General features: G+C 66.2%; 15 protein-coding genes. 11 read left to right on the top strand and 4 right to left on the bottom strand.

Annotated features, from left to right (window positions below; all coding sequences use genetic code 11):
* The 3 genes from Q0L30_RS07355 to Q0L30_RS07345 form a co-directional block, all read left to right on the top strand.
* Window positions 1-894, top strand: an 894-nt coding sequence (locus Q0L30_RS07355; protein ID WP_296653224.1) for a cation:dicarboxylase symporter family transporter, incomplete at its 5' end; no start/stop codon positions are given.
* 444 nt (window positions 895-1338) lie between these two features.
* Window positions 1339-3273 (top strand): ATP-binding protein, encoded by a 1935-nt coding sequence (locus tag Q0L30_RS07350; protein WP_296653222.1) that lies wholly within the window; start codon window positions 1339-1341, stop codon window positions 3271-3273.
* Window positions 3274-3315: 42 nt separating this feature from the next.
* Window positions 3316-4674, top strand: coding sequence for a sigma-54 dependent transcriptional regulator (locus Q0L30_RS07345; protein ID WP_296653219.1), 1359 nt, complete (start codon window positions 3316-3318; stop codon window positions 4672-4674).
* A gap of 86 nt (window positions 4675-4760) precedes the next feature.
* On the opposite strand, the gene Q0L30_RS07340 is transcribed toward Q0L30_RS07345, so the two are convergent.
* Window positions 4761-5300 (bottom strand): TlpA disulfide reductase family protein, encoded by a 540-nt coding sequence (locus tag Q0L30_RS07340; protein ID WP_296653217.1) that lies wholly within the window; start codon window positions 5298-5300, stop codon window positions 4761-4763.
* A 190-nt stretch (window positions 5301-5490) separates the two neighbouring features.
* Between Q0L30_RS07340 and Q0L30_RS07335 the strand changes: the two genes are divergently transcribed.
* A complete protein-coding gene (locus Q0L30_RS07335; RefSeq protein WP_296653214.1) occupies window positions 5491-6087 on the top strand; it encodes a hypothetical protein in 597 nt (198 codons plus the stop codon).
* A gap of 352 nt (window positions 6088-6439) precedes the next feature.
* On the opposite strand, the gene Q0L30_RS07330 is transcribed toward Q0L30_RS07335, so the two are convergent.
* Both Q0L30_RS07330 and Q0L30_RS07325 read right to left on the bottom strand, forming a co-directional pair.
* Entirely contained in the window at window positions 6440-7999 is a 1560-nt protein-coding gene (locus Q0L30_RS07330; protein WP_296653211.1) for a YifB family Mg chelatase-like AAA ATPase, read from the bottom strand.
* A gap of 199 nt (window positions 8000-8198) precedes the next feature.
* Window positions 8199-8456: an accessory factor UbiK family protein gene (locus tag Q0L30_RS07325; RefSeq protein WP_296653209.1), complete on the bottom strand. Its 258-nt coding sequence runs from the start codon at window positions 8454-8456 to the stop codon at window positions 8199-8201.
* Window positions 8457-9034: 578 nt separating this feature from the next.
* On the opposite strand from Q0L30_RS07325, the gene Q0L30_RS07320 reads away from it, so the two are divergent.
* From Q0L30_RS07320 to ptsP, 7 genes are all read left to right on the top strand, one after another.
* Window positions 9035-9373 carry a P-II family nitrogen regulator gene (locus Q0L30_RS07320; RefSeq protein WP_293042614.1) on the top strand — a complete coding sequence of 113 codons (339 nt, stop codon included), beginning with the start codon at window positions 9035-9037 and terminating at the stop codon, window positions 9371-9373.
* A gap of 28 nt (window positions 9374-9401) precedes the next feature.
* Window positions 9402-10868: an ammonium transporter gene (locus Q0L30_RS07315; RefSeq protein WP_296653206.1), complete on the top strand. Its 1467-nt coding sequence runs from the start codon at window positions 9402-9404 to the stop codon at window positions 10866-10868.
* 362 nt (window positions 10869-11230) lie between these two features.
* Entirely contained in the window at window positions 11231-12520 is a 1290-nt protein-coding gene (gene gshA / locus Q0L30_RS07310; protein ID WP_296653203.1) for a glutamate--cysteine ligase, read from the top strand.
* 163 nt (window positions 12521-12683) lie between these two features.
* Window positions 12684-13637, top strand: coding sequence for a glutathione synthase (gene gshB / locus Q0L30_RS07305; RefSeq protein ID WP_296653200.1), 954 nt, complete (start codon window positions 12684-12686; stop codon window positions 13635-13637).
* Window positions 13638-14035: 398 nt separating this feature from the next.
* Window positions 14036-14533 carry a PTS sugar transporter subunit IIA gene (locus Q0L30_RS07300; RefSeq protein WP_296653198.1) on the top strand — a complete coding sequence of 166 codons (498 nt, stop codon included), beginning with the start codon at window positions 14036-14038 and terminating at the stop codon, window positions 14531-14533.
* Between the two features lie 95 nt (window positions 14534-14628).
* Entirely contained in the window at window positions 14629-14898 is a 270-nt protein-coding gene (locus Q0L30_RS07295) for an HPr family phosphocarrier protein (RefSeq protein WP_293042625.1), read from the top strand.
* A gap of 246 nt (window positions 14899-15144) precedes the next feature.
* Window positions 15145-16884, top strand: coding sequence for a phosphoenolpyruvate--protein phosphotransferase (ptsP, locus tag Q0L30_RS07290; RefSeq protein ID WP_296653192.1), 1740 nt, complete (start codon window positions 15145-15147; stop codon window positions 16882-16884).
* 85 nt (window positions 16885-16969) lie between these two features.
* Here the strand turns inward: ptsP and Q0L30_RS07285 are convergent, their stop codons facing one another.
* A complete protein-coding gene (locus Q0L30_RS07285; RefSeq protein WP_296653189.1) occupies window positions 16970-17725 on the bottom strand; it encodes a molybdopterin-synthase adenylyltransferase MoeB in 756 nt (251 codons plus the stop codon).
* Between the last annotated feature and the right edge of the window lie 106 nt (window positions 17726-17831).

The raw sequence follows: 17831 nt of genomic DNA, 5'->3' as shown, positions 1-17831 counted from the left end.
ACGGTCGATTTCCTAATGAACATCATCCCGAAAACCGTGACCGACGCCTTCACCCAGGGGGACATTCTGCAAGTGCTGCTGGTGGCCATCCTGTTCGGACTGGCGCTGGCGGCGTTGCCGGGCGGGCGTCAGATCACGGAAGGCTGCGACAAGATCGCGCATTGGCTGTTCCGGGTGATCTCGCTGATCATGGAAGCGGCGCCGCTGGGCGCGTTCGGAGCCATGGCGTTCACCATCGGCAAGTACGGTTTGAAGACCCTGCTGCCGCTGCTGAAGCTGCTCTCGTGCGTATACATTACGAGCTTCGGGTTCGTGTTCGTGGTGCTGGGGACGATTGCCTGGGCGCATGGGTTCAGCCTGTGGAAGTTCCTGAAGTACATCAAGGAAGAACTGCTGATCGTGCTCGGCACGAGTTCGTCGGAATCGGCGCTGCCGCAACTGATGCAGAAGCTCGAGCGCCTTGGCTGCTCGCGCTCGGTCGTGGGCCTCGTCGTGCCGACCGGCTACTCGTTCAACCTCGACGGCACCAACATCTACATGACGATGGCGGTGCTCTTCATCGCCCAGGCGACCAACACCGACCTCACGTGGACGCAGCAGCTCACGCTGCTCGCGGTGACGATGCTCACCTCGAAGGGCGCGAGCGGCGTGACCGGCGCGGGTTTCATCACGCTCGCGGCGACGCTCGCCGTGGTGCCGACGATTCCGCTCTCGGGCATGGTGCTGATCCTCGGCATCGACCGCTTCATGAGCGAGTGCCGTGCACTGACCAACATCGTCGGCAACGGCGTGGCGACGGTCGTGGTGTCGGCATGGGAGAAGGAACTCGACCGCAAGAAGCTGCGTGCCGTGCTCGCAGGCGAAGTCGATGTGAAGGAAAGCGCGCAGGCTTAAAGCCGCGCGCTCGCGGGGCCAAGGGGCGGGTTCGCCGGGCGTTGCCGCCCGATTCCCGCCTCGCCCGCATTAGACGGATGGCGCGCGGCTCGACGTTTGCGCGCTGTTCGCTCGCTGCCCGATTGCCGGTTGCGGGCTGTCTGGCTGCAGTTTGGTGGCTGCTTGTCGGCTGCTTTTCGGCCGTTTTGCCGCTGTTGCCCCGCTGTTGCCCCGCTGTTTTGCCGCTGCTTTCCCGCTTTTTCCCGCATCTCAAGCTCGTTCCGTTTCGTTCGGTTTCCCCGCCCACACGGCGTGACAGCGCGACGACCCCCTGCGGCGCGCTGTCTGTTTTTTTTCCGGCGCGGCGGTCGTCTCGATCCGCTCGCGCCTCGCCGGGGCGCTCCGCCCCGTGCGCCTGTGCCACAATCCCGTTAATCCCCGTTTGACCGTCTGGAAGCCGATCGCGTGACGCGCCGCCTGTTCATTCTCTTTGCGCTCGCCGCCGGGCTCGTCGCGGTCTGCGCGCTCACGTGGACGCTCGCCTGGAAAAGCGGCATCGACACGCTGCGCCACGCCGCCGCCGTGCGCGGCGACCGCACGACGGCCGCGCTCAGGAGCACGCTGGAGCGCTACGAGTCGCTGCCCTTCATCGTCGGCGAGCATCCGCTCGTGCAAGACGTGCTCGTCGATCCGAAGCCCGAGTGGATCGACGCGGCGAACCGCTATCTCGAAGACGTCAACCGCCACGCGCGCGCGACCACCACCTACATCATCCAGGCCGACGGCATGTGCATCGCAGCCAGCAACTGGCGCGACAAGGACAGCTTCGTCGGCGTGAGCTACCGGTTCAGGCCGTATTTCATCGATGCGGTGAAGGGCGGCGTCGGCCGCTTCTTCGGCATCGGCACGATCTCGCACGATCCGGGCTACTACGTTTCGCAGCCGGTGCGGCGCGGCGGCAAGATCGTCGGCGTGGCGGTCGTCAAGCTCAATCTCGAATGGTTTCCGGGCGCCGACTCAGGCGAGCCGCTCCTCGTCACCGACGATCACGGCGTGATCTTCCTGTCCTCCGTGCCCGCGTGGAAGTACCACACGATGCGGCCGCTTCCTGCGGATGTCGTGGCGTCCATCGACCGGACGCGGCAGTACGCGCGCCAGATCATCGAGCCGCTGCCCGCGCACGTCGAACGCGTGCTGCAGGACGACGCCGATATCGTGCGCATCGGCGGCGGCGTAGTGGGCAGCATCGGCGGCGGCATCGGTGCGCCGCGCTACATCGAAACGCGCCGCGCGCTCGGCGTGCCGGACTGGAACCTGGTGACGATGTCGCCGGTGCGCCCGGTGGTCGTCGCCACGCGCAGCGCGACCATCGTGACGGGCTTCGCCTGGGTGTCGCTGTGCCTGCTCGGCTTTTACTGGCGGCAGCGGCGCCAGCGCGTGAAAGAGGTCATGCAAAGCCGCGCGATGCTGCAAAAGGCCTACGCGATGCTCAACGAACGGGTGGCCGAGCGCACCGCCGATCTGTCGCAGGCCAACGAGCAGTTGCAGCGCGAAGTGCAGGAGCGGGCGCGCGCCGAAGCCGAGCTGCGCGCCGCCCAGGACGAGCTGATCCAGGCGAGCAAGCTCGCCGCGCTCGGCCAGATGGCGGCGGGCATCACGCACGAACTGAACCAGCCGCTCGCGGCGCTGCGCAGCTTCTCGGACAACACGCGCGTGTTCCTCGAACGCGGCCAGTACGCGGCGGCGCACGAGAATCTGGAGGCGATCGGCTCGCTCACCGAACGCATGGGCAAGATCGTCAACCAGCTCAAGCTCTTCGTGGGCCGTGCGCGACCGCGCAGCCTGCGCTCGCCGGTGGCGAGCGCGCTGCGTCAGGCGCTCGCGCTGCTCGGCAAGCGCCTGGCCGGCGTGAGCGTGAGCCTCACGCTGACCGATTACACGGCGGGAACGGCGGGCATGGCGAACACCGTGGGCGCGCCGCTCGCCGTTCCGTTCGATCCGCTCGGCGAGTATCCGGGCCTTGTCGCGCAGTGCGACGACCTGCGGCTCGAACAGGTGCTCATCAACCTCATCGGCAACGCGCTCGACGCGGCGGCGGACGCGGCGTCGCCGCGCATCGCCATCGATATCGAAGCGCAGGCCGCGACGATTGCGATTCGCGTGCGCGACAACGGGCCCGGCATTCCCGAAGACGTGATGCCGCGTCTCTTCGAGCCGTTCTTCACGACGAAGGAGATGGGGCAGGGGCTCGGCCTCGGGCTCGCGATCTCGTCTTCGATCGCGCGCGACTGCGGCGGCTCGCTCGTCGCGCACAACGAACCGGACGGCGGCGCGTGCTTCGTGCTGACGCTGCGCCGCGCGCAGGTGAGCGCGGCGCGGGTTGCCGCCACCGACGTCTGAATCAGGTAGATCAGGAAATCGAACGAATATGGTGACTCCAAAGTGACTCCAACCGGCGGCCAGGTGCTTTACGTCGAGGACGACGAACTGGTGCGGCGCGCGGGCGTGCAAAGCCTGCAGCTCGCGGGCTTCGACGCGTCCGGATTCGCCACGGCCGAGGCGGCGCTGCCGCTTGTCGACGCCGAGTTCGCGGGCGTCGTGGTCAGCGATATCCGCCTGCCCGGCGCGAGCGGGCTCGACTTGCTTGCGCAATGCCACGAGCGCGCGCCGGATGTGCCGGTGATCCTCGTCACGGGGCACGGCGACATCACGATGGCGGTTCAGGCGATGCGCGACGGCGCCTACGATTTCATCGAAAAGCCGTTCGCCACCGAGCGGCTCGTCGAAACCGTGCGCCGCGCGCTCGAACGCCGCACGCTGGTGCTCGAAAACCTCGCGCTGCGCCGCGAACTGGCGGGGCAGGATGCGCTCGCGCCGCGCATCATCGGCAAGAGTCCGGCGATGGAGCAGGTGCGCCGCCTGATCGCGAACGTCGCGCCGACCGATGCGGCCGTGCTCATCAACGGCGATACCGGCGCGGGCAAGGAGCTGATCGCGCGCAGCCTGCACGAACGCTCGCCGCGCCGCGACAGGCCGTTCGTCGCCGTGAACTGCGCCGCGCTGCCGGAGCCGATGTTCGAATCGGAGATGTTCGGCTACGAGGCGGGCGCGTTCACGGGCGCGGCCAAGCGGCGGATCGGCAAGCTCGAACATGCCTCGGGCGGCACGCTCTTTCTCGACGAGATCGAGAGCATGCCGCTCGCGCTTCAGGTGAAGCTGCTGCGGGTGCTGCAAGACGGCGTCCTCGAGCGGCTCGGCTCGAACCAGCCGGTGCGCGTCGATCTGCGCGTGATCGCGGCGGCGAAGGGCGACATGACCGAGCATGTCGCGGCGGGCACGTTTCGGCGCGACCTGCTGTACCGGCTCAACGTCGTGACGATCGCGCTGCCGCCGCTCGCCGAGCGCCGCGAGGATATCGTGCCGCTCTTCGAGCACTTTCTGCTCGACGCGGCGGTGCGCTACCAGCGTCCCGCGCCGCTGCTCACCGAGCGCGACCGCCTGCGCCTTGCGCAGCGCGACTGGCCCGGCAACGTGCGCGAGCTGCGCAACGCGGCGGACCGCTGCGTGCTCGGGATTCCCGACGATGCCGCAAGGCCTGCGGGCGGTGCTGGCGATGCGGCGCAGCCGCTCAAGGAGCGCGTCGAGCAGTACGAGCGCGCGCTGATCGCCGACGCCCTGGAGCAGTCGGGCGGCGCAGTCGCGCAGGCCGCCGCGCAGTTGCAGATGGCGAAGGCCACGCTCTATGAGAAGATCCGCCGCTATGGGCTCGTCGTGCGCGGGGACCCGGAAACGCGCGGCTGACGATGAACACGGCCGCGCAAACGAAAACGGCAGCGGGAACCGCTGCCGTTGTCATGTGGTGAGCCGCTGCTGCGCTCAGTGCGCCGTCATCCGGCGGACAGCGCTTTTTGCAGCAACGAGTCGAGTTCGGCGAACTGCGGCTCGCCGACATAGCGCTTGAGAATCTTGCCGTTGCGGTCGATGACGAAGGTGGTCGGCGTAAGCTGCACGTTGCCGAACTGCCTGGCCGCCGAGCCGTCGTCCATCGCGACCTTGAACGGCAATTGACGCGTCTGCGCGTAGTTCGCCACGTACGTCGGCGTGTCGTAGTTCATCGCCACGGCGACGAATTCGAGCCCTTCGCCCTTGAAGCGGTTATAGGTCTGCACCATCTGCGGCATCTCTTTCATGCAGGTGGTGCAACTCGTCGCCCAGAAGTTGACGAGATAGACCTTGCCCTTCAGGTCGGCGGTGGAAACTTTCTGGCCGGACAGCAGGGTGAACGTGGCGTCGGGCGCGCGCTCCTTGCTGCCGAAGAAGGCGAAGTAACCGGCGACGGCAAGCGCGCCGACGATCAGCGCGATGACAATGCCGCGCGTGGCGCCTGAGCGGCGGGCTGTCGGGGGAGTAGGGGAGGCGGAACTCATGAGCGGAATCTCGGACACCGGAAATCTGGCCGAAGTATTCTAACGCCGAATCTGGCGGCGCGGCGTTTGCTGTCCGGTTGCAGTCCAATACGGCCGCGAGCCTGCTGCGGGCGCTGTTGAGGCCCTGTATTGCGTTCCTGTATTGCGTCCCTGTTTTGCATCCCCTTAATTTCTGCTCTTCTCGCACCTCATGCCTCTGACTGCTTTTCGCGACACTTTCGCTTTGCTGCTGTTCAGATTCGGCCCGCGGGCACTGTGCGTCCTGGCGGCTGCAGGCGCATTGGCGGCGTGCTCGCCGACCTACGACTGGCGCACGGTGACGAACAACGCGAGCGGCTACAGCGTCGATTTACCCGCGAAGCCGGGGGCGGATCAGCGCGACGTCGACATCGACGGCACGCCGATGCGCATGCGCATGCAGACAGCCGAAGTGGACGATGTGCTCTTCGTGGTCGGCACGGTGGAGTTGCCCGACGCGCGGCCCGAGACGCAGCAGCGGGTGATCGCGTTCCTGCGCGAGGGGCTCGCGCGCAACGTGGGCCTGTCGTCCGATGCGCCCGGTGCGCACGATGTGGCGGTGCCGCTAGTGGCGGGCGGGTCGGTCGAGGGCATCGAGATGCGGTTCACCGGCAAGGCAGGCACGGCTGGGGGGAGCGAAACGTCCCGCACGATCCACGCGCGGCTCGTCGCGAAGGGGGCGCATGTGTACGAGGTCGCCATCGTGGGCCGCGCGCTGCCGCCCGTCGAACAGATCGACCAGTTCTTCGGCTCGTTCAGGCTCTCCTGAGCGTGAGCGCGATTGCCGATCCGAATGAAAGTTCCTTCGTAGCTTGTGGCGCTAATACCCGGATTTGATTGGAAGTTTACGGGTTACCCACAGGTCCTGTGGGTAACTTTGTGGAAAACAGCGGGTAACGGCCCGCAAAGGTCCGTCCTGTGGGCTTTTCGTTAGTTTGCCCGGGTAATCGGCAATTCAATAAACCAAATTAAATCAATAACTTGAGAAAATATCGCCAGATGGATGCGCTTTTCTCACAAATCGCTTGCTAATGCAGCGCTGTGTGCATAAGTCAAGTCTTTGCGGCATTTTCTTGCGGCGGCGATGACGTTTGCCGGGTGACCGGCGCTCCAGGTGGGCTCTAATGGTCTGCAAGGGCGCGACGGTACTGGATGGCTTCCGCGATATGGGCCGAGGTGGGCATCGACGCGCCCGCGAGATCGGCGATGGTGCGCGCGACCTTCAGGACGCGGTAGTACGCGCGCGCCGACCAGCCAAACCGTTCGCCCGCCTCGCGCAGCAGCGATTCTCCAGCGGCGTCCGGGCGGCAGACTTCATCGGTGTCGCGGCCGCTCAATTCCCGGTTGATCTTGCCCTGGCGTTGCCATTGCCGCGCGCGTGCCGCGGCCACCCGCGCGGCAATGGCCGTACTCGGCTCGCCGGGCGTGTGCGCGCGGGCCGCGAGCTCGGCGGGCGGCAGTGCGGGAATGTCGATCTGGATGTCGATGCGGTCGAGCAGCGGCCCCGACAGCTTGCGCAGATAGCGCGCGGCGCCTTCGGGCGTGCAGCGGCAACGCCCGGATGGATCGCCGCGCCAGCCGCACGGGCATGGATTCATCGCCGCGACCAGCTGGCATGCGGCGGGGAAGTCGGTCTGCCACGCGGCGCGCGAGATCGTGATCGAACCCGCTTCGAGCGGCTCGCGCAGCGTTTCCAGTACGTGGCGGTCGAATTCGGGCAGTTCGTCGAGAAACAGCACGCCCAGATGGGCGAGCGTGATCTCGCCGGGCTGCGGCGGATTGCGCCCGCCGATCAGCGCCGCCGCGCTCGACGAATGATGCGGCGCGCGAAACGGCCGCCGCCGCCATTGCTGCGGCGAGAATCCGATCGCGCTTGCCGAGAGCAACGCGGCCGAGGCCAGCGCTTCGGCGTCGGTCATCGGCGGAAGGAGCCCGGGCAAGCGCGCCGCGAGCATCGACTTGCCCGCGCCGGGCGGACCGACCATCAGCATGTGATGCCCGCCCGCGGCGGCCACTTCGAGTGCACGCCGTGCGCTGCGCTGACCGATCACGTCCGCCATGTCGGGCGAAGGCGTGCCTGCGGCTGTGTCGAGCGCGCTGGCGCGCGTGGGCGTGAGCCGCGCGTCCTCCGCACCGGCGAGATGGGCGCAAAGCGCGCGCAGGTCGGTGGCGCCGAACACATCCACGCCGGGTACGAGCGCGGCTTCCGCCGTGTTCTCTGCCGGTAGATAGAGTTGCGGCGGCGCCGGGCTGACCGGGTCGGTCGAACTCGATGCAGCGGAAGACGCGCGTGCCGTGCCGCACGCCATGGCAAAGGCGCCGCGCATGGGCCGCACGGCACCGGTCAGCGAGAGTTCGCCTGCGAATTCGCGATTGGCGAGTGACGTGGCGGGAATCTGCCCGCTCGCTGCGAGTATGCCGAGTGCGATTGGCAGATCGAAGCGGCCGGATTCCTTGGGCAAGTCCGCCGGAGCGAGATTGACGGTGATGCGGCGCACGGGGAAATCGAAGCCGCAGTTCTGCAATGCGGCGCGCACGCGCTCGCGGCTTTCGCGGACTTCGAGATCGGGCAGGCCGACGATGGAGAACGCCGGTAACCCGTTGGCGAGGTGGACTTCGACAGTGACTTCCAGCGCGCGGCCAGCAGCCGGCGCGCGGCTCTTGACCACGGCAAGCGACATCGGAATCCCCGAAAGACTGCGCCGCGCGCGGTGTGCCGCGCGAGCGCCTGGCTGGCGAGGCACAGACCTGCTAACAATCGCCGCCACAAATCACCGCTATCGATCGGCTTGTGACTGGCGTGAGCAGGCTCTGGCGCCTCTTTACGGTTCCATTGCGATTACGCTACGGCTCGCTTGCCGTGAGTGCATCTGCAATCGATCAGGACGACTGGCCAGTGACGGGTGCCTTCTGCTCCAGTTCGGCGACGCGGCGCTCGAGCTCTTCGAGACGCTGGCGCGTACGCACGAGCACCTGCGTTTGCGCATCGAATTCCTCGCGCGTCACGAGATCCAGCTTCGAAAAGCCTTGCGAAAGCATTGCGCGCACATTGCGCTCGACGTCGCGCGCGGGCGAGTTCTTCAGCAGGTCGCTCACGCGATTTTGCAGATCATTCAATACGTCGGTTGGTTGTTTCATTCGATTCCCCTTTGCTGCACAAAAAATGTGCACGTTTCGTTTCGCCTGTGCCTCGTATGCGGCTTTGACCGATCTTGGTGCGCCCGGATGAGTGCGCCGCCGTGTGCGTATTCACTTCACGCGCGCCGTGGCACGACACGACTTGCGCGTTGCCCCGGCATACATGACGGCCCTGCGCGGTGGCCCGCGGTGGCTCGCAGTGGCCTTTTATGCGGCATTCACGCCAGCGCAGCGTGAGGACACTGTAGCAACGATCCCCCTGCGATGCCACATCCGGCGCGGCACGCTGGCCGTCCGGCCAGGGGCCGTGCGCCGCGCTTGTGCGCCCCGCGGACCGGCATTGTCCACGCGTTGCGCGATTTGTGCACGCAGGCGGGTCAACGTTGCGGCCATGCGGATCGTCACGGCTTGTTACGAATTGGCACGGGTGTTGCTAATACTGCCCCGCGTACCGAATAGCAGTTGGCTCGCGGTGCGTCGGCGAGGCGAAACATCCGAAACGAAACGAGACGAGATGCGCCCGCCCGACGCCCGTTGCAGAAACGAACAAACGATCAAGCGACCACAGCGAGGACTACATGAAACTCATTACAGCAATCATCAAGCCGTTCAAGCTCGATGAGGCGCGGGAGGCGTTGTCGGCCATCGGCGTCTCGGGCATCACCGTGACCGAAGTGAAGGGATTCGGCCGCCAGAAAGGCCATACGGAGCTGTACCGCGGCGCGGAATACGTCGTCGATTTCCTGCCGAAGGTGAAGATCGAGGCCGCCGTCGCGGAAGACATCGTCGAGCAGGCCATCGAGGCGCTCGAACGCGCAGCCCGTACGGGCAAGATCGGCGACGGCAAGATTTTCGTGACGCCCATCGAGCAAGTGATCCGCATCCGCACCGGCGAAACCGGCGTTGACGCCCTGTGACAGACGAAAGAGACGAGAGGAAACCGAGATGCGCAAACTTTTGATGTCATTGATGATGGCCGGCGCGCTGCTGGCCGGCGGTGTCGGCGCCGCGCTCGCGGACGACGCGTCCGCGGCGGCTGCCGCGTCGGCCCCGGCCGCCACCGCGTCCGCGCCGGACGCTTCCGCCGCAGCAAGCACCCCGGCCAGCGCCCCGGCGCCCGCGGCCAGCGCCAGCGCGCCCGCCGATGCGTCGGCTCCCGCCGCGCCGACCGCGCCGTACTCGGTCGATTCGTCGAAGATCAACTCCGGCGATACCGCCTGGATGCTCACCTCCACCGCGCTCGTCCTGTTCATGACGATTCCCGGGCTCGCGCTCTTCTACGGCGGCATGGTCCGCAAGAAGAACGTGCTCGCGACGCTCATGCAGAGCTTTGCGATCACCTGCGTCGTCACGGTGATCTGGACGGTGATCGGCTACACGCTGGCGTTCACGCCGGGCGGCCCGTTCATCGGCGGCTTCTCGCACGTATTCCTGGCAGGCGTGAACTACGTCAAGGGCGACAAAGCCACGATGCTCACCGTGAGCCACCTCGCGCCGACCATCCCCGAGACCGTCTACATCGTCTATCAGATGACGTTCGCGATCATCACGCCCGCGCTCATCACCGGTGCATTCGCCGACCGGATGAAGTTCTCGGCGATGCTCGTGTTCATGTCGCTCTGGTCGATCATCGTCTACGCGCCGATCGCGCACATGGTCTGGGAACCGACCGGCTGGCTCGCAGCCGCCGGCATCCTCGACTTCGCGGGCGGCACGGTCGTGCACATCAACGCGGGCGTCGCAGGCCTCGTCTGCTGCCTCGTGCTCGGCAAGCGTGTCGGCTATGGCCGCGAAGCGATGGCGCCGCACAACCTCACGCTCACGTTGATCGGCGCGGCGATGCTCTGGGTCGGCTGGTTCGGCTTCAACGCGGGTTCCGCTGTCGCGGCTGACGGCCGTGCGGGCTTCGCGATGCTCACGACGCAAGTCGCCACCGCCTGCGCCGCGATCGGCTGGATGTTTGCGGAATGGATCACCAAGGGCAAGCCGTCGGTGCTCGGCATCGCTTCGGGTGCGGTCGCGGGGCTTGTCGCGGTGACGCCGGCCTCGGGTTTCGTCGGCGTGACCGGTGCGCTTGCGATCGGCTTCGCGGCAGGCCTGATCTGCTTCTGGTCGGCTACGTGGCTCAAGGGCAAGCTCGGCTATGACGATTCGCTCGACGCGTTCGGCGTGCACGGCATCGGCGGCATTGTCGGCGCGCTCCTGACCGGCGTGTTCGCGGTCAAGGACATCGGCGGCGCCGACGGCAGCATCCTCCTGCAAGCCAAGGGCGTTCTGACGACGCTGATCTACAGCGGCATCGTGAGCTTCGTTCTTCTGAAGGTCATCGACATGGTGATGGGCCTGCGCGTCACGGAAGAGGAAGAGCGCGAGGGCCTCGACGTGATTCTTCACGGGGAGCGCGTCGAATAACGATCGACGGGGCAGCTGCGGCAGCCGCCGCGTGCGCCCCCTACGGGGTTTGCTGTTCCTGGTCTGTCAGGAAATGCAACGTAGTGCGGTACAGCGCAGTACAGCGCAGTGAGTTCGGCCCGCCTTCCATGGCGGGTCTTTTTGTTTGTTTGCGCACAATAAAGGGGCGCGGCGGGCGCGCCCATTGCGCACGCGGGCTCGTGCGGTCCAGAATGGAATGATGGGCGGGCGCGCCGGGCTGGCGCGCCGATTAACCCTTGGGTCTGTAAGGGGAAGGAAGCCTTGCATCGAGCGGAATCGTCCCCAGATAGACTGCCGGTTTCCCTGCAAACATTGCTTACAAAGTCCGCGAGTACGAGTTTATGGTCCCGCATCTGGTTACGGCGTTGAACGGCCCGCTCCTCGAACTGGAGCAGCGCATCCTCGGCGCGACGCCCGCCATTGAGCGCTGGTTCCGCCTCGAATGGCAGGAGCACACGCCGCCGTTCTACTGCTCGGTGGACTTGCGCAACGCAGGGTTCAAGCTCGCGCCGGTCGACACCAATCTCTTTCCCGGCGCCTTCAACTGCCTGCCGCAGGAAGTGCTGCCGCTCGCCGTGCAAGCCGCGATGGCCGCAGTCGAGAAGATCTGCCCCGACGCCAAGAATCTGCTCATGATTCCCGAGCAGCACACGCGCAACGCGTTCTATCTCGAGAACGTCGCGCGGCTCGCGACGATCATGCGCCAGGCGGGCTTGAACGTGCGCTTCGGCACGCTCGACGAGTCGATCTCCGGGCCGGTGACGATCTCGCTCGCCGACGGCCAGAAAATCGTCGTCGAACCGCTCGAACGCACGGCGCGCCGCGTCGGCCTGAAGAACTTCGACCCGTGCACGATTCTGCTGAATAACGATCTTTCGGCCGGCATTCCGCCGGTGCTCGAAAACCTGCACGAGCAATACGTGCTGCCGCCGCTGCATGCGGGCTGGGCCGTGCGGCGCAAGTCCACCCACTTTGCGTGCTACGACGACGTGGCCAAGAAGTTCGCGAAGCTGGTGGGCGTGGACCCGTGGATGATCAATCCGTACTTCGCGCACGTCGAGGGCGTGGACTTCGAGGCGCGCACCGGCGAGGAGGCGCTCGCCACGGCCATCGACTCGGTGCTCAAGAAGATTGCGAAGAAGTATCGCGAGTACGGCATCACCGAGAAGCCTTACGTCGTCATCAAGTCCGATGCGGGCACCGATGGCCGCGGCGTGATGACCGTGCACGATGCTTCCGAAATTGCGGCGCTCACGAAGAACGAACGCACGCGTATGGCGGCGACCAAGGCCGGGCTCGAAGTGCGCGACGTGATCGTGCAGGAGGGCGTCTACACGTTCGAGCGCATCGGCGACGAAGTGGCCGAGCCGGTCGTCTACATGATCGACCGTTACGTGGTGGGCGGTTTCTATCGCGCGCACGGCAGCCGCGAGCGCGACCAGAACCTGAATGCGCCGGGCATGCACTTCGTGCCGCTCGGCTTCGAGCATACGGCATTGCCCGATACGCGCGCGAAGCCGGGCGTGGCGCCGCCCAACCGCTTCTATATGTACGGCGTGGTCGCGCGGCTCGGGCTTATCGCGGCGTCGGTCGAACTGGAAAAGACCGATCCCGAGGCGATCCAGGTTTGAAGCCCACGCGATTGCGCGCCTGTACGATGCGCCTGTGCGACGTGCCCGTGCGACATACCTGCGCGACGCGCTTTTACGACGCTTGACCCGCATTTCACCCGCAGCTTTCCGGATAACGGATCAACCGCGCCCGTGACGGGCGACAAAGAGACGTAGAGACGACATGGACATTCTTTTCATCGCCGATCCGCTCGAGCGATTCCGCATCTACAAGGACTCGACCTACGCGATGATGGCCGAGGCCGCGCGTCGCGGCCACACGCTCTACGCCTGCGAGCCGCAGCACCTCGCCTGGGTGAACGGCAAGGTCGAGGCCGATGTGCGGCGTTTCGAGATCGTCGGCGACCAGACGGACCTGCATCGCGAGCGCTGGTACGTCGCGCAGAGCGCGTCGCGCGCGCTCACGAGCTTCGACGCGATCCTCATGCGCAAGGATCCGCCGTTCGACATGGAATACGTGACGTCCACGTGGCTGCTCGAAATGGCCGAGCGCGCGGGGGCGAAGATCTTCAACCGTCCGCAGGCGATCCGCGACCATTCGGAAAAGCTCGCCATCGGCGAGTTCGGGCAGTTCGTCGCGCCGACGCTCGTCACGCGCAACGCCGCGCGTCTGCGCGCGTTCCACGAAGCGCACGGTGACGTGATTCTGAAGCCGCTCGACGGCATGGGCGGCATGGGCGTGTTCCGCGTGAAGGCGGACGGCATGAACCTCGGCTCGATCATCGAGATGCTGAGCGAGGACGGCGCACGCAGCCTGATGGCGCAGAAATTCATTCCCGAGATCAAGGACGGCGACAAGCGCATTTTGCTGATCGGCGGCGAACCCGTGCCGTATGCGCTCGCGCGCATTCCGCAGGGCAACGAGGTGCGCGGCAACCTCGCGGCGGGCGGACTTGGCCGCGCGCAGCCGCTCACCGCGCACGACATGGAAATCGCGAAAACGCTCGGACCGACGCTCGCGGCGCGCGGCTTGCTGCTCGTCGGTCTCGACGCGATCGGCGACTGGCTCACCGAGGTCAACGTGACGAGTCCGACGTGCTTTCGCGAGATCATGGATCAGACGGGCTTCGATGTGGCCGCGATGTTTATTGACGCACTGGAGCGCGCAGCGGCTTGAATCCGGCCGCGCCGGCGGCATCTCCGGCATGGGCGCGGATAAAACGGGTGCGCGGCGCGGCGCCGAAGCAATCCGATGGCAGCCCCGCGGTCGCCCGAGGCGGCCCCAGGCGGCCCCAGGCGGCCCCGGCGACTGACGCAGCAGGCTGTGTGGCGTGCGCGCAGCGCGAGCAAAACGGTTCGTCTCGCGCGAAAATGTCCCTGCTACAATGCCGCGAGCCCGCGTTCCGGGCAGGCTGCCAGGCGTCGACATAACGCTGCCGGCATGGCCGCGCGGCGCGTGTTCCGACCCTGTGGGCCCACGGCTGGCCACAGGCTCGGCGCTGCCGGAAGCGATCGATGGGATCGAAGCGATCGGCAAGGGCGACAACCGAAGCCGTTTTTTGCAGTCAGGCTGACATGGCAGGGATTCTGATCATTGCGCACGCACCGCTCGCCACTGCGCTACGCGAGTGCATCGCTCACATCTATGGCGGTTGTCCCGCGCGCATCGGCGCGCTCGACGTGTCGCCGGACAGCGACCCGGTCGAGGTCGTTGCGCAGGCCAACGCGGAAATCGAGCGCCTGCGCGAAGACAACGGCGCGCTCGTGCTCACCGACATGTTTGGCGCGACGCCCTCGAACATCGCCGCGCGGCTCGCGTCGGTGCCTCAGGTGAGGGTGCTCGCGGGCGTGAATCTGCCGATGCTCGTGCGCGCTGTCTGCTACCGCGCGACGCCGCTCGACACACTGGTGGAAAAGGCGCTCGCCGGTGCGAGCAAGGGTGTCCAGGCGATTTCGCCGGCCATGCCGCCGCCCACGGACCTCTCCTGCATACCGGCGCCGGGCGCGTCGACACCGTGCGCCGAGGCTGGCGCAGCGCTTGCCGGTGCCAAGATGAAGCCAGCCGACGCGTAAGCGCCGCGCCCACGCCCGAAAACGCGAAGCCTGGAACCCTGGACCTCGCCAACCGAACAAGCCTCAAATCCCCATACTGCGCCCGGATTGAACCTATGCTGCAACAAGAAACGACGATCGTGAACAAACTCGGCCTGCACGCGCGCGCGTCGGCGAAGCTGACCCAGCTGGCAGGCAACTATCAGTCCGAGGTCTGGATGAGCCGCAACGGCCGCCGGATCAACGCGAAGAGCATCATGGGCGTGATGATGCTGGCGGCGGGCATCGGCAGCACCGTGCTGATCGAAACCGAAGGCCCTGACGAAGCCGACGCGATGGGCGCGCTGCTCAAGCTCATCGCCGACAAATTCGGCGAAGGCCAGTGACCTCTTTCTGCTGTCGCTGAATGGCTCGACGCCGCGGCTTGTCCGCGGCGTTTTTGTTCGTGCGGGTTTGCGCGGGTTTGTGCGGTTTTGTGTGGCGAAATCAGCGGTGGCGCGTCGCCGTGTCCCGGTAAACGATAGGTCACGAGACGGCACGACGAACGCGCAGAATTTATAATTCGATTCGGGGTCTGAGAGGGCTGCACTGCAGCGGTTTGCCGCGGCATCACAAAACCAGAGGAGGTGCGCGTGCCGTTCACGCTGCATGGAATTCCCGTGTCACGCGGTATCGCCATCGGGCGAGCATATCTGATCGCCCCGGCCGCACTCGACGTCGACCACTATCTGATCGAACCCGAGCAAATCGAAGCCGAGATCGAGCGCTTTCGCGCCGGCCTCGCCGTGGTCGAGCAGGAGCTCGACGCGCTGCGCGCCGATCTTGCCGTCGATGCACCGTCCGAAATGGGCGCGTTCATCGGCGTTCACCTGATGATCCTGCGTGACGTGATGCTCGTGCAGGAGACCATCGACCTCATCCGCACGCGCCGCTTCAACGTCGAATGGGCGCTCACCGAACAGCTCGATCGCCTTTCACGCCACTTCGACGACGTCGAAGACGAGTACCTGCGCGAGCGCAAGGCCGACATCGAGCAGGTGGTCGAGCGCGTGCTGAAGGCGCTCGTGGGCGCGTCGCCCACGGTGCTGCACGGCGGCTGCAATGAAATGATCGTAGTCGCCCACGACATCGCGCCTGCCGACATGCTCCAGTTCAAGACGCAAAGCTTCCAGGGCTTCGTGACCGATCTCGGCGGCCGCACGTCGCACACGGCGATCGTGGCGCGCAGCCTCGGCATTCCGGCAGCGGTCGGTGTGCAGCAGGCGAGCGTTTTGATCCGCCAGGACGATCTCATCATCGTCGACGGCGACCACGGCATCGTGATCGTCGATCCCGCGCCCATCGTGCTCGAAGAGTACACGTACCGCCAAAGCGAAATGGCGCTCGAGCGGCGCAAGCTGCAGCGCCTCAAGTTCTCGCCGACCCAGACGCTGTGCGGCACGAAGATCGAACTCTACGCAAACATCGAACTGCCTGAAGACGCCCAGGCCGCGGTTGATTCAGGCGCGACCGGCGTGGGCCTGTTCCGCACCGAGTTCCTGTTCATGAACCACAAGAACCATTTGCCGGAAGAAGAGGAGCAGTTCCTCGCCTATCGCCGCGCAGTGGAATTGATGAACGGGCTGCCCGTGACGATCCGCACGATCGACGCGGGCGCGGACAAGCCGCTCGAATCGATGAACGCGTCGGACGGCTATGAGACGGCGGTGAATCCGGCGCTCGGCCTGCGCGCGATTCGCTGGAGCCTCTCCGAGCCGCGGATGTTCCTCACGCAGTTGCGTGCGATCCTGCGCGCTTCGGCGTTCGGCAACGTGAAGATCCTGATCCCGATGCTCGCGCATGCGCAGCAGATCGACCAGACGCTCGGCCTGATCCGCGAAGCGAAGCGCCAGCTCGACGAAGCGGGGCTCGCCTACGATCCGAACATCAAGGTGGGCGCGATGATCGAGATCCCGGCGGCGGCGCTTTCGCTGCCGATGTTCCTGCGCCGTCTCGACTTCCTCTCGATCGGCACGAACGACCTGATCCAGTACACGCTCGCCATCGACCGCGCCGACAACGCCGTCGCCGAACTCTACGATCCGCTCCATCCGGCCGTGCTGCAACTGATCTCGCACACGCTGCGCGAGGCGAAGCGCGCGGGCGTGCCGGTGTCGGTGTGCGGTGAGATGGCGGGCGATCCGGCGTACACGCGACTGTTGCTCGGCATGGGGCTCACCGAGTTCTCGATGCTGCCGAGCCAGTTGCTCGTCGTGAAGCAGGAGATCTTGCGCTCGCAACTAAAGACGCTGGAAAAACCCGTGGCCGAAGTGCTGGCGGCTTACGATCCCGAGGAACTGCAGGCGGCGCTCAAGCGTGTCGTCAGCGCGTGAGGCGCGGTGTAAAAACAGCGCCCGGTAACGAACGAAAAAGCACGAACAGGCACGAACAAGCCTCGGCACATGCCGAGGTTTTTTTTCACGCGTGGCGCGTGCCGCAGACCGGGCAGTCCGGCTGCCGCGCGATGCGCATCGTGTTCCACTCCATGCGCAGCGAATCGAGCATCATGAGCCGGCCGACGAGCGGCGCGCCGATCCGGCCGATCACGCGCAGCGCCTCGGCGGCCTGCATCGCGCCGATGATGCCCACCGTCGGCGCGAACACGCCCATCGTTGCGCACGCCACTTCCTCGAATGGCTGATCCTCGGGGAACACGCACGCATAGCAGGGCGAGGCGGGATCACGGAAGTCGAAGGTGCTGATCTGGCCGTCGAAGCGCAGCGCCGCGCCCGAGACGAGCGGCACGCCGTGCGCGACGCACGCGCGGTTGATCGCATGGCGCGTCGCGAAGTTGTCGGTGCAATCGAGCACGACCGTCGCGCCGGGCACGTTCGCGTCGAGCCACGCGTCGTCGATGCGCGCCTCTACCGCGTTCACCTTCACCTCCGGATTGAGCCGCGCGATGGCGTGGCGGCCCGACTCCACTTTCGCGCAGCCAACCGAAGCCGTCTCGTGCATGATCTGCCGCTGCAGGTTCGTGAGATCGACTTTGTCGTTGTCGACGAGCGTGATCGTGCCCACGCCCGACGCCGCGAGATACATCGCCGCGGGCGAGCCGAGTCCGCCCGCGCCGACCACGATCGCGTGCGCGTCGAGAAAGCACTGCTGCGCCTCGATGCCGATCTCGTCGACGAGGATGTGGCGGGAATAGCGGAGGAGTTGATCGTCGTTCATCGCGATGCGCGGGGGGAGTGGGGCTTGGGGCGTCGCGACAGGCCGGGGTTGCGTGCTGCGCGCCGTGGATTCGATGTTGTTATTTTAGCCGCGCGCGGGGGGGCCT

The sequence above is a fragment of the Paraburkholderia sp. genome (assembly GCF_024281035.1).
GTDB lineage: Bacteria > Pseudomonadota > Gammaproteobacteria > Burkholderiales > Burkholderiaceae > Paraburkholderia.
This window is presented reverse-complemented; position numbering and strand designations above follow the sequence as displayed.

Bases quoted from the DNA above. Each gene is read 5' to 3' on its own strand.
- Q0L30_RS07285 (WP_296653189.1), bottom strand. From the start codon at position 17,725: ATGAACGACGATCAACTCCTCCGCTATTCCCGCCACATCCTCGTCGAC.
- gshA (WP_296653203.1), top strand. From the start codon at position 11,231: ATGGTCCCGCATCTGGTTACGGCGTTGAACGGCCCGCTCCTCGAACTG.
- Q0L30_RS07325 (WP_296653209.1), bottom strand. From the start codon at position 8,456: ATGAAACAACCAACCGACGTATTGAATGATCTGCAAAATCGCGTGAGC.
- Q0L30_RS07295 (WP_293042625.1), top strand. From the start codon at position 14,629: ATGCTGCAACAAGAAACGACGATCGTGAACAAACTCGGCCTGCACGCG.
- Q0L30_RS07340 (WP_296653217.1), bottom strand. From the start codon at position 5,300: ATGAGTTCCGCCTCCCCTACTCCCCCGACAGCCCGCCGCTCAGGCGCC.
- Q0L30_RS07330 (WP_296653211.1), bottom strand. From the start codon at position 7,999: ATGTCGCTTGCCGTGGTCAAGAGCCGCGCGCCGGCTGCTGGCCGCGCG.
- gshB (WP_296653200.1), top strand. From the start codon at position 12,684: ATGGACATTCTTTTCATCGCCGATCCGCTCGAGCGATTCCGCATCTAC.
- Q0L30_RS07335 (WP_296653214.1), top strand. From the start codon at position 5,491: ATGCCTCTGACTGCTTTTCGCGACACTTTCGCTTTGCTGCTGTTCAGA.
- Q0L30_RS07300 (WP_296653198.1), top strand. From the start codon at position 14,036: ATGGCAGGGATTCTGATCATTGCGCACGCACCGCTCGCCACTGCGCTA.
- Q0L30_RS07315 (WP_296653206.1), top strand. From the start codon at position 9,402: ATGCGCAAACTTTTGATGTCATTGATGATGGCCGGCGCGCTGCTGGCC.
- Q0L30_RS07320 (WP_293042614.1), top strand. From the start codon at position 9,035: ATGAAACTCATTACAGCAATCATCAAGCCGTTCAAGCTCGATGAGGCG.